Consider the following 12,343-nt stretch of genomic DNA (forward strand, 5'->3'; position numbering starts at 1 on the left):
AACCACGCGCGTAGCTCGTGTCACTCCTCCCCGTCCTTCGGGGACGGGGACTAGGGCGGGGGAGGCGGCAGGGGCGGTTGTTGTGGTGGCTGTTGCTGTGCCTGCTGCCGTGGCTCTCGCGGTGGCTCCTGCGGTGGATTTTGTGGGAGCGGTTGCTGGGCTTTTTCCAGGAAACGCAGCAGCTCCACCGGGAACGGCAGGACGAGGGTGGAGTTCTTCTCGGCGGCGACCGCCACCACCGTCTGGAGCAGTCGCAGCTGGAGTGCGGCGGGCTGGTCGGACATCTCCTTCGCCGCCTCGGCGAGCTTCTTCGACGCCTGGAGCTCGGCGTCGGCGTTGATGATCCGGGCCCGCCGCTCACGGTCGGCCTCGGCCTGCCGGGCCATCGACCGTTTCATCGTGTCCGGCAGGGACACGTCCTTGATCTCCACCCGGTCGATCTGCACGCCCCAGCCGATGGCGGGGCTGTCGATCATCAGCTCCAGGCCCTCGTTGAGCTTCTCCCGGTTGGACAGCAGGTCGTCCAGCTCGCTCTTGCCGATGATCGAACGCAGCGAGGTCTGCGCCATCTGCGAGACGGCGAAGCGGTAGTCCTCGACGTTGATGATCGCGGCCGCCGCGTCCACCACCCGGAAGTACACGACGGCGTCGACCCGCACGGTCACGTTGTCGCGGCTGATGCCCTCCTGGGCCGGAATGGGCATGGTCACGATCTGCATGTTGACCTTGTGCAACCGGTCCACGGCGGGGACGACCAGGGTGAACCCCGGCGGGCGGACCTCGCCGCGCAGCCGGCCTAGCCGCAGGACCACCCCGCGCTCGTACTGCTTGACGACCCGCGCCGCCGCCCCGACGTACACGAGGCCTCCGGCGGCGACCGCCGCGGCCACGCCCAGCAGCTCCTGGAGCATGTCGACCTCCTCGGCAAGAGGCCCGTAAGAGCGTTTCTGTCCGCCCTGTAACGATATGCCCGCCGTCCGGTCCGGGGCCACGCCCCGAGTCCCGGGCCGGACGGCGAGGGGGGCGGGGCTACACGGTCGTCACCGGTTCCGTGACCTTCACGGGTGCCGTGCCGGCCGCGCTGTGCCGTTCGGCCCAGGTCTCCAGCGCCGTACGGCAGGCGTGGTCGAGGTGGTGCAGACCGGAGAGGTCCAGCTCGACGGGGCGGTCCTGCGGAAGGGCCTCCAGGCTGTCGAGGATCTTCGGCAGCCGCAGGAACGTCGCGTTGCCCGACAGGTACGCCTGGACGGGGCCGGCGCCCTTGTCGACGACCTCCAGCCTGATGTGCGAGGCCTCCCAGGCCGTCTTGGCGACGGCCAGCGCGAGACCGATGAGAACGCCCTCGAACATGCTGACCGCGACGATCGACACGGCTGTGACGACCAGGATCAGCGCCTCGCCGCGGTGCTCGCGCCACAGCCCCACGACCGCCCGCACGGGGACGAGCTTGGCGCCCGCGTGCACGAGGATGCCGGCCAGCGCCGGGATGGGTATGTACGCCAGCACGTTCGGCAGCAGGGCCGCGAACAGCAGCAGCCACACGCCGTGCAGGACGCGCGAGGCCTTCGTCCGCGCGCCCGCCTGTACGTTGGCCGCGCTGCGCACGATCACCGCGGTCATCGGCAGCGCGCCGAGCGCCCCGCAGATCGCGTTGCCCGCGCCCTGCGCCATCAGCTCCCTGTCGTACTCGGTGCGCGGACCGTCGTGCAGCCGGTCCACCGCCGCCGCGCTGAACAGCGACTCGGCGGACGCGATCAGGGTGAACGCGACGATCGTGCCGAGCAGGCCGACGTGCGCCAGTTCGCCGAAGGAGCTCAGCGACGGAGGCTGGACGGAACCGAGCAGGCCCTGCACCTCGACCGTGGCCACGGGCAGGTTCAGCAGCAGGGCGCTGAGCGTCGCCAGGCCCACCGCGGCGAGCGGGCCGGGCACCGTACGCACCTTCGCCGGCAACCGCTTCCACAACACGAGCACCGCGATGGTGCCGGCGCCGATCGCGAGCGAGGCCAGTGAGGAGGTGCTGCCGGCCGCGTCCACGAGGGCCTCGGGCAGTCCGGTGATCTTGTCGACGCCGGACGCCGGCGCCTTGGCGCCCGCTGCCGCGTACAGCTGACCGGCGATCAGCACCAGGCCGATTCCGGCCAGCATGCCCTCGACGACCGAGACCGAGATGGCCCGGAAGTAGCGGCCCAGCTTCAGGGCGCCCATGGCGAGCTGGAGGACGCCCGTGGCGAGGACGATCACTCCGAGGGCGGACAGGCCGAACTCCTGCACCGCCTCGAAGACCAGCACGGTCAGGCCGGCCGCCGGACCGGACACCTGGAGGGAACTGCCCCGCAGCAGACCGGTGACGATGCCGCCGACGATGCCGGTGACGAGCCCCAGCTCGGCCGGCACGCCGGAGGCCACGGCCACGCCCACACACAGCGGCAGCGCGACCAGGAAGACGACGAGAGAGGCGGCGAAGTCCTGCCTCAGGTGGGGGAACCGGGATATTCGTCCGGCGGGCGTCTGGTTCATCGCGGCGCTCACAGGGCCTCGAAGCCGTCGGTGTCCACGCGGTGTTCGCGTACGGCACCGGTGTGCACCTCGTAGTACCAGCCGCGCACCCGCAGCCGGCCGTCGGCCAGCCGCTTCTCCACGCACGGGTAGGAGCGCAGCCGCAGCAACTGGGCGAGTACGTGGTTCTGCACCGCCCGCATGACCGTCGGGTCGTCGGGGTCGGCGGTCCCCGGTTCGTCCGCGGCGTGCGCGAGCCAGTCGCGTACGGCGGGGACGCCGTCGAGGTCGTCGCCGCGCACCAGCGCGCCGACGGCGCCGCAGTGCGAGTGGCCGCAGACGACGACGTCCTGGACGCCTAGGACCTCGACGGCGTACTCGATGGTGGCCGCCTCGCCGGTGGGGCGGTCGGAGCCGTAGGGGGGCACGATGTTGCCCGCGGTGCGCAGCTCGAAGAGCTCGCCGGGCCGGGCGCCCGTGATCAGGGCGGGAACGACCCGCGAGTCGGAGCAGGTGATGAACAGGACCTCGGGGGACTGGCCCTCCGCGAGCCTGGCGAACTCCTCAGGGCGCTGTCCGAACGTACGGGCGTTGTCGATGAGGGGCTGCATGACGTGGTGACTCCTCCTGGCGCGCCGTGGGGGCGCGTCGGATGTGCAGGACACAGGACAGGTGGGGGAACTGCTGTTCTGCTCTGCTCTCTCAGCAGCGGAAGACCTGGAGGGCCGCCGGAGAATGGGCCGCCGAGGATCTCGACGAGCGGTGATAGGGGTCGCCGGGCCGGGGCGGCTGATGCGCGGCCGCGGGATCCTGCGCCAGCAGCGCGCGCTCGGGCTCCTGGGGTGCCGAGGCGGCCGAGGCGGAGGTCGTGGCGCGGTGGCGGTCGCGGGTGCGCAGTGGATCGGAGTCGGCGAGGCCGCCGGAGCGGTCGCAGTCGCGGAACGTGGCGATCTCGTCGCGCATCGCTTTGCCGGAGGGTGTGATTCCGGGCTGGGTCTTGGCCTCGGCCTGACGCACCGTGTGCGCGTGTGCGAAGGATGACGTGGGCGCGAAGAACGGGAGGGCGAGCAGGACGGCGGCGAGGATCGAGATGACGGTCCGGGACGTCGTACCTCGGAACATGCGCCCCCCTTCGGTCGGTTCGCGTTTCTAGTCCAGACCAACGGTTGGTCAATCACTGGTCAAGAAACACGTTAACCCTGCGAAGTTGTTTGCAGGGTTAACGCGACGTTGCGAGATGAAGTGCGCCTCAAAAGGGAGGTGTTCTTGGCGCGAACCACCTCTTGACCTGACGGCCAAGATCGTTTATTGGGTCTCGACGAGCCGCTTGGCGTCGCGGGCCAGTGCGGTGAGCCGGGAGATCGCGCGGAAGTACTTCTTGCGGTAGCCGCCGTTCAGCATCTCCTCGCTGAACAACTGGTCGAAGGGGAGCCCGGAGGCCAGGACCGGGACCTCGCGGTCGTAGAGCCGGTCGGCCAGGACCACCAGCCGGAGAGCCGTGGACTGGTCGGGCACCGCCCCCACGTCCGTGAGGCAGACCGCCTTCAGGCCATCCGTCAGCGCGCCGTAGCGGCTCGGGTGGACCTTGGCGAGGTGCTCCAGCAGATGCGGGAAGTCGTCGAGCGACGCGCCGTCGGCGGCGTACGCCGCCTTCGTCACCTGCTCGTCGGAGTAGGGCGCCGGCGCCTCGGGCAGACCGCGGTGGCGGTAGTCCTCGCCGTCGATGCGCAGCGCGCGGAAGTGCGCGGACAGACCCTGGATCTCGCGCAGGAAGTCGGCCGACGCGAACCGGCCCTCGCCGAGCTTGCCCGGGAGGGTGTTGGAGGTGGCGGCGAGCGCGACGCCCGCCTCGACCAGCTTGCCGAGCAGCGTCGAGACGAGGACGGTGTCGCCCGGATCGTCCAGCTCGAACTCGTCGATGCACAGCAGCCGGTGCCCGGACAGGGTCCGTACCGTCTGCTGGAAGCCGAGGGCGCCGACCAGGTTGGTCAGCTCGACGAAGGTGCCGAAGGCCTTGAGGGCGGGCTCCGCGGGGGTGGCGTGCCACAGGGACGCCAGCAGGTGGGTCTTGCCGACGCCGTAGCCGCCGTCCAGGTAGACGCCGCGCGGCCCGGCGGGGACCTTGGGCGTCCTGGACCTGCCGAAGCCGAGGAACCCCCGCCTGGCGCCGCCCGTGGCGTGCGCGCCGCCGAGCCCGGTCGCGAATCCCTCCAGGACGCCGACCGCCTCGGTCTGGCTGGGCTGGTTCGGATCCGGGATGTAGGTGCTGAAACGGACCGAGTCGAAGCGGGGCGGCGGCACCATCTCGGCGACCAGCCGGTCCGCGGGGACGTGCGGCTGACGGGTGCAGAGGGACACCGGGGCCGCGTCGGCTATCGGGCTGAGGCCGGGGGCGGAGGAGGAGGACGACACGGTTCCCCATGCTACGGGGCGTGCCAGACTGCCTGGCATGCGACGGCTGTTCCCTGTGACCGACCAGACAGTGACGACCGGCTCCGGCGGCAGGCCGCTCGGGGCCCCCGACGAGGGCGGTGGCGAGGGGGGTGGCGCGCCGGAGGACCATGAGTGGAGCCTCGACGAGCTCGCCGACGCCTACGCGTATCCCGCGCCCGGACCCGGTGGGCCGGGGCCCTGGCTGCGGGCCAACATGGTGTCCACGCTCGACGGCGCCGCCCAGCACGACGGGCGCTCCCAGCCCATCTCCACCGCCACCGACATGCGGATCTTCGGCACGCTGCGGGGGCTCGCGGACGTGGTGGTCGTGGGCGCGGAAACGGTACGTCTGGAGGGGTACCGTCCGGCACGCGCGCGTGCCGAGTTCGCCGAGCGGCGCGAGGCGGCCGGGCAGGGTCCCGCGCCGGCCGTCGCGGTGGTGACCGCGAGCCTCGACCTGGACTTCTCGCTCCCGCTCTTCACCTCGCCGCTGGTCCCCACCCTGATCCTGACCGGCGCCGCGGCGGCCCCCGACAGGGTCGCGGCCGCGGAGAAGGCGGGCGCGCGCGTGGTGATCGCCGGCGACGGCACGGGGGTGGAGCCGGACCGGGCCGCACGGGCGCTCACCGAGCTCGGGCACACCCGGCTGCTGACGGAGGGCGGGCCCCGGCTGCTGGGTCAGTTCGTGGCGGCCGGGGTGCTCGACGAGCTCTGTCTGACCGTCTCCCCGATGCTCGCCGTCGGCGACGCGCAGCGGATCGCGGGCGGGCCGTCGGTCGCCGTTCCGCGGCGGTTCGCACTGGTGTCCCTCCTGGAGGAGGAGGGTTTCCTGTTCAGCAGGTATCAGCGGCGTGATGCCGGATAGGAGTTCGAACGCCACCGTCGGTCCGGAAAGATCGGAATGAACCGTTCCGTTTAGCCTCCGGCGGGCACACTGAATGTCGCAGTCCCTGTGCGCACACGGGGAAGGATGGTTTCCGCAGGGCCGCGAACGGCCCACGGAGGAGAGAGGGCCACGGGGGTCCTCGAAGGAGAATGGGGCGCTGGTGTTCACAAGCGTTTTGATGATCGAGAAGGCCCTGACGTCCGCCGACGTGGAGTTCGTCAGCACCTTGCACGGGGACGAGCAGGTCACCTTCCACGTGCTGCTCCAGCCGCGCGGCGACCAGGCGGACCGCTTGCTGCGGGCCATCGACGACGTGGCTCTCGGCGAACTGGACGAGGCCGCCCGGGAGGGCGAGACGCCCGAGGGGGACGAGGCGAAGGGGTTCGGCGTACGGGCCCTGGAGGTGTCCTTGCAGGCCCTGCACGCGGCGGGCCACGACGCGGTGGGCCGCCTCGTCGAGGACCATCCGCTGGACGCGCTGACGTCCCTGGTGGCGGAGGCGGGGGCGGACGAGGTGATCGTGCTGACCGACCCCCACTACGTCGAGGAGTTCTTCCACCGGGACTGGGCCTCCCGGGCTCGGCACAAGGTGGGCGTGCCGGTGCTGAAACTCTTCTCGCACAGCAAGGCGTGAGCGGACCCCGGTGAGGTGCGGGTGCGGGTGCGGGTGCGCGGTGGCCGCTCGCGCCCGCGCGGCGCGGTCGTACACCGATACGGTCCCGCGCCCCTGGGTGGGTGCGGTGCGCCTCGCGCAATAGGGTGGGGGCGCACCGAACCGTCGTAGCGCACCCTGGGAGAACACGCATGGCACCCGGCCTTCCTACCGCCATGGACCGACCGCACTTCATCGGCATCGGTGGGGCGGGGATGTCGGGGATCGCGAAGATCCTGGCGCAGCGCGGCGCGAAGGTGGCCGGCAGCGACGCCAAGGAGTCCGAGACCGCGGCGGCGCTGCGGGCGCTCGGCGCGACCGTGCACATCGGCCATGCCGCCGGCCACCTGGCCGACGACGCCAGCTGCGTCGTCGTGTCGTCGGCCATCCGCGCGGACAACCCGGAGCTGGCCCGCGCGGCCGAGCTGGGGATTCCGGTGGTCCACCGCTCGGACGCGCTCGCCCGGCTGATGGACGGGACGCGACCGATCGCCGTCGCCGGCACCCACGGCAAGACGACCACCACGTCCATGCTGGCGGTGTCGCTGTCCGAGCTGGGACTCAACCCCTCGTACGCGATCGGCGGGGACCTGGACGCGCCCGGCTCCAACGCGCTGCACGGCGACGGCGAGATCTTCGTCGCCGAGGCGGACGAGTCGGACCGCAGCTTCCACAAGTACGCGCCCGAGGTCGCCATCGTCCTCAACGTCGAGCTGGACCACCACGCGAACTACGCCTCCATGGACGAGATCTACGCGTCCTTCGAGACCTTCGCCGAGAAGATCGTGCCCGGCGGCACCCTGGTGATCACCGCCGACCACGAGGGCGCGCGGGAACTGACCCGGCGGGTCGAGGGCGTGCGGGTGGTGACCTACGGGGAGGCCGAGGACGCCGACGTGCGCGTGCTGGCCGTCGTCCCCCAGGGGCTGAAGAGCGAGGTGACCGTGCTACTCGACGGGCAGCAGCTCACCTTCACGGTCTCCGTGCCCGGCCGCCACTACGCGCACAACGCCGTCGCCGCGCTGGCCGCGGGCGTCGCCCTGGGCGTCCCGGCCGCGGAACTGGCCCCCGCCCTGGCCGCGTACACGGGCGTCAAGCGCCGGCTCCAGCTCAAGGGCGAGGAGGCGGGCGTCCAGGTCATCGACTCCTACGCCCACCACCCGACGGAGATGACGGCCGACCTGGAGGCGATGCGCGCGGCGGTCGGCGACGCCCGCATCCTCGTCCTCTTCCAGCCCCACCTGTTCTCCAGGACCCAGGAACTTGGCAAGGAGATGGGCCGGGCCCTGGCCCTCGCGGACGCCTCCGTCGTCCTCGACATCTACCCCGCCCGCGAGGACCCGATCCCGGGCGTGACCAGCGAGCTGATCATCGACGCGGCCAGGGCGGCCGGCGCGGACGTGACCGCGGTGCACGACAAGGACCTGGCGCCGGAGGTCGTGGCGGGAATGGCGAAGGCGGGTGATCTCGTTCTCACCATGGGCGCGGGCGACGTGACGGACCTGGGCCCGCGCATTCTGGACCGTCTTTCCCAGTAAAGGGGCTGAGGCTCATGTCGTACGACGTCGAGAAGCCGGACGAGCAGTGGCGGGCGGAGCTGACGCCGGGCGAGTACGCCGTCCTGCGGCAGGCCGCGACCGAGCCCGCGTTCACCGGTGAGTACACCGACACCAAGGCCGAGGGGGTCTACTCCTGTCGTGCCTGCGGCGCCGAACTGTTCACCTCCGAGACCAAGTTCGACTCCCACTGCGGCTGGCCGTCCTTCTTCGACCCGAAGGACACCGACGCCGTGGAGCTGATCGAGGACCGCACGCACGGAATGCTGCGCACCGAGGTGCGGTGCGCCCGGTGCGGTTCGCACCTCGGACACGTGTTCGCGGGCGAGGGGTACGGGACCCCGACCGACCAGCGGTACTGCATCAACAGCATCTCGCTGCGGCTGGCGGCCGACGGCGAGGGCTGACGGCAGGGCAGGGCTGACGGTGGGGCAGGGCTGACAAGAGCAGGGCTGACCGGGGCAGGGCTGGCTGGCGGCCGACGGGGAGGGCCGACGGCTCACAGCTGCTTCCGCTGAACCAGCGCCGAGAGCACCAGCATCCCGGGCAGCAGGGGCAGCCACACCGTCAGGACCCGGTAGCCGATGACCGTCGCCGTGGCCAGGGGCAGCGGGGTGCCGTAGCCGGCCAGGGTGAGGACCAGGGCCGCGTCGACCGGGCCGATGCCGCCGGGTGCCGGGACGGCGCCGGCCGCGGTGCTCGCCGCGAGGAACGCGAAGAGCAGCTGCGGCCAGGAGAGGGGCAGGCCCAGCGCCGTTCCCACCGAGGCCACCACGCTCGCCTGGATCAGCGGCGCCGCGACCGCCCCGCCCCACAGGGGGAGGAAGCGGGCGGGGCGGGTGTGCAGATGCCGGGCGTCGGTGAGGGCCGTACGGACGAAGTCCAGGGCGGGGCGCCGCAGCGGCCGTACGAGGACGAGCAGTGCCGCGGTCGCCGCGGGGGCCAGCAGGAGGCCCGCGGCGGCCAGCAGCAGCGTCCGTCCCTCCGGGAGAAGCCTGGCGGGAGGTATGGCGCTGGGCGCGGCAAGCAGGAAGATCAGCACAACGGGAGTCTTCGCCACGGCTCTGACCAGGGAGTACAGGGCGATCGAGGCGGTGGCGCGGGGGAGGGCGACGCCCTGGCGTTGCAGGAAGCGGACCGTGACCGCGTGGGCCCCGATACTCGCGGGCAGTATGTGGTTCGCGGCGCCCGCGGCGATCTGGGAGGCCAACAGCAGACCCGGTGGCAGCCGGTCCGGGATCGCTCCCTGGCGGACGCAGGCCGCGGCGACCGAGCCCAGGTAGGTGAAGAGGAGTCCGACCAGCAGCCACCAGGGATCGGCGGTGGCCAGCAGGGCGGTGCCGTCTCGCACGGCACTCCAGTCGAGCGCCGCCCACACCGCCAGCAGCAGGATCGGGGACAGGCCGATGGCCCGGCGGGTGGCGGTGGCGGCCAGGGGGCGGCGGCCGTCCTCCGTGAGCTGGGGCTGGGGCTGAGGCGGGGGTGGGGACGCGGGATCGTCGAGGGGCAGCAGGGACACGGCGCACGTCGTCCTTCCGCGTCGTGACCGCGCGCGGCGGCGCGACGGATCGGGCCTGGGGAGGGGACGGGGATGTCGTTCCCCTCCGGTGTGACGGTGCGGTGTCCGTAAGCCGACGGAGTGCGGGCCGAAGGGCGACCGCAGTGCGGTGAGGCGGGGTGCGGTGCGGCTGGTGCCGTGAGGCGGGGGGAAGTGCGGTGAGACTGTGTGATTTCTGCCCGCACCCCCCGGGGTTCATCCCGGGCATGGCCCGAGGTTCACCGGCCCGCAGTACGGTCGGCCCCTCCCGCGCGATCCGGTCGGTCGCCCTCGGGGCGACGGAAAGTTTGTTCCCGGCGCACCCGAAACAGCTGTTCGGCTTCTCGGCGACGGTGACGGTGACAGCGGCCCGCTCGCGTGCCGGTCTCTCCACCACGGATGATCGTTGCGGTTGCGGTTGCGGTTGCGGTTGCGGTTGCGAGGGCCGGGCCGTGCGCAGAAACTCCCGGATCACCGATTCTTCGCGTTACTGCGTTACTGCGTTACTGCGTTACTGCGTTACTGCGTTACTGCGTTACTGCGTTACTGCGTTACTGCGTGACCGGGCCGGCTGCGCCCCGCCCGGGCGTGACCGGTCCCCGTGGCAGCGTCACCGTGAACACCGTGACCCCCTCCCTGTCGCCCAGTTCCAGCGAGCCCCCGTGTGCCCGCACCAGGGATCGGGCGACCGACAGGCCGAGGCCGCTGCCGCCGCGGTCACGGCTGCGGGCCTTGTCGACGCGGTAGAACCGGTCGAAGACGCGGTCGCGGTCGCCGGGCGGGATCCCGGGGCCCTTGTCCGTGACGTGGACGCGTGCCGTGTCCGGCGAGACGGCGACCTCGACGCGGACGGCGGTGCCGGCCGGGGTGTGCACGGCCGCGTTGGTGAGGAGGTTGTCCAGGACCTGGCGGATGCGGTGCGGGTCCATCCGCAGCGGTACGGCGGCCGGGCCGGGGGACACCGTCAACGGATGGCCGGGGTGGCTCGCGCGGAACGCGTCGGCCGCCTGCTCGACCAGTTCCGTCAGGTCGGCGTTCTCCATCCGCAGGGGCGTCTCCACCTCGGCCGCGTCCAGGCGGGCGAGCAGCAGGAGATCGTCGAGGAGGACGCCCATCCGGGCGGCCTCGGCACGCAGCCGGGCCAGATGCTTGTCCCGTTCCTCGGGCGCGTTGGCGGCCGCGTACTGGAAAAGGTCCGCGTAACCGCGTACCGACATCAGGGGCGTGCGCAGTTCGTGCGAGGCGTCGGCGACGAAGCGGCGCAGGCGTTGTTCGGCCTCCGCCCGTACGGCGAGGGAGTCGTCGATGTGCTGCAACATCGTGTTGAAGGCGGTGCGCAGCTCCTCGACCTCCGGGCCGCCGCCGGGTGCGTCCGCGCGCAGGTGCAGCCGGGACGCCGACTCGGTCAGGTCGTGCGAGGCGATGCCGTGCGCGGTGTGCGCCATGTCGCTCAACGGTTTCAGACCGTGTTTCAGCATCCGCCGGCCGAACACCACGAGGGCCAGCAGGGCGAGGCCGAAGGCGACCACCTGCACGGTGATCAGCTGGCGCACCGTGCCGTCGATGTCCTCCGTCGGCGCGGCGCTGACCAGGACGACGCCGGGTGAGACCTCGCAGGCGCGCAGCAGATAGGTGCCCTCGCCGTCGATCCGTACCGTGCGGGTGACGTCGTCGTCGACGTCCTCCATCCGGCGGGCGAGGGCGGTGAGCGCGGTGGTGTCCGGCGGCACGTCGGCGGGCTTGCGCAGCACGGCCGAGCCCGCCGAGACGTCGTACACGGCCGTGTACCAGCCGTAGTACGGCTTGCGTTGCACGATGCCGTGCGCCTTGGCGTCCTTGGACTGCACGACCTGGACCAGCTTGATCTGGTCGCGCAGCTGATGATTCAGGTAGTCGCGCATGTACATGGTCAGCGTGGCGCCGACCACCGCGAACACGACGAGCGACAGCGCGCCCAGGCCGAGCGCCAGCCGGGTGCCGAGCCGCAGTCTGCGGTACGCGTGCCAGAAGCGGCTGATCACTCGGCCGCCTGCCGGATCACGTACCCGAAACCGCGTACCGTCTGGATCAGCGGGTCGTCGCCCGTCGTGTCGAGCTTGCGACGCAGTCGGCTGACGACCAGTTCGACGACGTTGGAACGGCCGCCGAAACCGTATTCCCACACATGGTCGAGTATCTGCGCCTTGGTGAGCACGGTCGGTGACTTCCGCATCAGGTAGCGCAGCACCTCGTACTCGGTGGGTGTCAGCGTCAGCAGTTTTCCGCCGCGCCGGACCTCCCGGGTGTCCTCGTCCATGGTGAGGTCGGCGACCCGCAGTACAGAGCGCTGGACACCGGGACCGGCGCTGCGCCGCAGCACGGTCCGCAGCCGGGCCATCAGCTCCTCCACGGCAAACGGTTTCACCAGATAGTCGTCCCCGCCCCGGGTGAGCCCCGCGACCCGGTCGGCGACCCCGTCGCGCGCCGTCAGGAACACCACCGGCACCATCGTGCCCGTCTGTCGCAGCCGGTCGAGCACGCCGAAGCCGTCGATGTCGGGCAGCATCAGGTCGAGCACCACGATGTCGGGATGGAAGTCGGCGGCGCGGCGCAGCGCCTCCGCACCCGAGTTGGCGGTGACCGCGTCCCAGCCTTCGTAGCGGGCGACCGTCGCCACGAGATCGGCGATCGGCGGGTCGTCGTCCACGACGAGGAGTCGTACTTTTTCCACCCGCTCATAGTGCGCCACACACCCCGCAGCGCCAGACCCTCGTCTCACGCGCGCGCGAATCGATAAGATC

Annotated in this window: 12 protein-coding genes; 4 read left to right on the forward strand and 8 right to left on the reverse strand. The window is 71.6% G+C overall.

Annotation, left to right across the window (positions count from 1 at the left end; all coding sequences use genetic code 11):
- Nucleotides 1–50: 50 nt before the first annotated feature.
- The 5 genes from ACIRPU_RS10400 to zapE form a co-directional block, all read right to left on the reverse strand.
- The gene (locus ACIRPU_RS10400; protein ID WP_403864384.1) at nucleotides 51–911 is read right to left on the reverse strand and encodes a slipin family protein; all 861 of its coding nucleotides are present in this window, start codon (nucleotides 909–911) and stop codon (nucleotides 51–53) included.
- Between the two features lie 118 nt (nucleotides 912–1,029).
- The gene (locus ACIRPU_RS10405) at nucleotides 1,030–2,520 is read right to left on the reverse strand and encodes a SulP family inorganic anion transporter (protein WP_403864387.1); all 1,491 of its coding nucleotides are present in this window, start codon (nucleotides 2,518–2,520) and stop codon (nucleotides 1,030–1,032) included.
- An 8-nt stretch (nucleotides 2,521–2,528) separates the two neighbouring features.
- Entirely contained in the window at nucleotides 2,529–3,110 is a 582-nt protein-coding gene (locus ACIRPU_RS10410) for a carbonic anhydrase (protein WP_403864390.1), read from the reverse strand.
- Between the two features lie 91 nt (nucleotides 3,111–3,201).
- Nucleotides 3,202–3,621: a hypothetical protein gene (locus ACIRPU_RS10415; protein WP_403864393.1), complete on the reverse strand. Its 420-nt coding sequence runs from the start codon at nucleotides 3,619–3,621 to the stop codon at nucleotides 3,202–3,204.
- Nucleotides 3,622–3,804: 183 nt separating this feature from the next.
- The gene (gene zapE, locus ACIRPU_RS10420) at nucleotides 3,805–4,911 is read right to left on the reverse strand and encodes a cell division protein ZapE (RefSeq protein ID WP_403864396.1); all 1,107 of its coding nucleotides are present in this window, start codon (nucleotides 4,909–4,911) and stop codon (nucleotides 3,805–3,807) included.
- A 37-nt stretch (nucleotides 4,912–4,948) separates the two neighbouring features.
- On the opposite strand from zapE, the gene ACIRPU_RS10425 reads away from it, so the two are divergent.
- From ACIRPU_RS10425 to msrB, 4 genes are all read left to right on the forward strand, one after another.
- Nucleotides 4,949–5,797, forward strand: a complete 849-nt coding sequence (locus ACIRPU_RS10425; RefSeq protein ID WP_403864399.1) for a pyrimidine reductase family protein — start codon at nucleotides 4,949–4,951, stop codon at nucleotides 5,795–5,797.
- A gap of 181 nt (nucleotides 5,798–5,978) precedes the next feature.
- On the forward strand, nucleotides 5,979–6,452 hold the full coding sequence (locus ACIRPU_RS10430) for an indole-3-glycerol phosphate synthase (RefSeq protein WP_403864402.1): 474 nt from the start codon (nucleotides 5,979–5,981) through the stop codon (nucleotides 6,450–6,452).
- A 170-nt stretch (nucleotides 6,453–6,622) separates the two neighbouring features.
- Entirely contained in the window at nucleotides 6,623–8,008 is a 1,386-nt protein-coding gene (gene murC / locus ACIRPU_RS10435; RefSeq protein ID WP_403864404.1) for a UDP-N-acetylmuramate--L-alanine ligase, read from the forward strand.
- Between the two features lie 14 nt (nucleotides 8,009–8,022).
- Nucleotides 8,023–8,433 (forward strand): peptide-methionine (R)-S-oxide reductase MsrB, encoded by a 411-nt coding sequence (gene msrB / locus ACIRPU_RS10440; RefSeq protein ID WP_355707368.1) that lies wholly within the window; start codon nucleotides 8,023–8,025, stop codon nucleotides 8,431–8,433.
- A gap of 92 nt (nucleotides 8,434–8,525) precedes the next feature.
- On the opposite strand, the gene ACIRPU_RS10445 is transcribed toward msrB, so the two are convergent.
- The 3 genes from ACIRPU_RS10445 to ACIRPU_RS10455 form a co-directional block, all read right to left on the reverse strand.
- Complete coding sequence (locus tag ACIRPU_RS10445) at nucleotides 8,526–9,545, reverse strand: YbhN family protein (protein WP_403864408.1); 1,020 nt, start codon at nucleotides 9,543–9,545, stop codon at nucleotides 8,526–8,528.
- A 569-nt stretch (nucleotides 9,546–10,114) separates the two neighbouring features.
- Nucleotides 10,115–11,584, reverse strand: coding sequence for a sensor histidine kinase (locus ACIRPU_RS10450; protein WP_403864411.1), 1,470 nt, complete (start codon nucleotides 11,582–11,584; stop codon nucleotides 10,115–10,117).
- Nucleotides 11,581–12,273: a response regulator transcription factor gene (locus ACIRPU_RS10455; protein ID WP_355707362.1), complete on the reverse strand. Its 693-nt coding sequence runs from the start codon at nucleotides 12,271–12,273 to the stop codon at nucleotides 11,581–11,583. The genes ACIRPU_RS10450 and ACIRPU_RS10455 overlap by 4 nt, the downstream gene beginning before the upstream one ends.
- Nucleotides 12,274–12,343 lie beyond the last annotated feature (70 nt).

The organism is Streptomyces sp. NPDC102259, from assembly GCF_044766465.1.
Taxonomy (GTDB): Bacteria; Actinomycetota; Actinomycetes; order Streptomycetales; family Streptomycetaceae; genus Streptomyces.

What these genes read in the sequence shown, in the direction of transcription:
- ACIRPU_RS10400 (WP_403864384.1), bottom strand. Translation starts at nt 911, where the DNA reads ATGCTCCAGGAGCTGCTGGGCGTGGCCGCGGCGGTCGCCGCCGGAGGC.
- ACIRPU_RS10405 (WP_403864387.1), bottom strand. Translation starts at nt 2,520, where the DNA reads ATGAACCAGACGCCCGCCGGACGAATATCCCGGTTCCCCCACCTGAGG.
- ACIRPU_RS10410 (WP_403864390.1), bottom strand. Translation starts at nt 3,110, where the DNA reads ATGCAGCCCCTCATCGACAACGCCCGTACGTTCGGACAGCGCCCTGAG.
- ACIRPU_RS10415 (WP_403864393.1), bottom strand. Translation starts at nt 3,621, where the DNA reads ATGTTCCGAGGTACGACGTCCCGGACCGTCATCTCGATCCTCGCCGCC.
- ACIRPU_RS10425 (WP_403864399.1), top strand. Translation starts at nt 4,949, where the DNA reads ATGCGACGGCTGTTCCCTGTGACCGACCAGACAGTGACGACCGGCTCC.
- murC (WP_403864404.1), top strand. Translation starts at nt 6,623, where the DNA reads ATGGCACCCGGCCTTCCTACCGCCATGGACCGACCGCACTTCATCGGC.
- msrB (WP_355707368.1), top strand. Translation starts at nt 8,023, where the DNA reads ATGTCGTACGACGTCGAGAAGCCGGACGAGCAGTGGCGGGCGGAGCTG.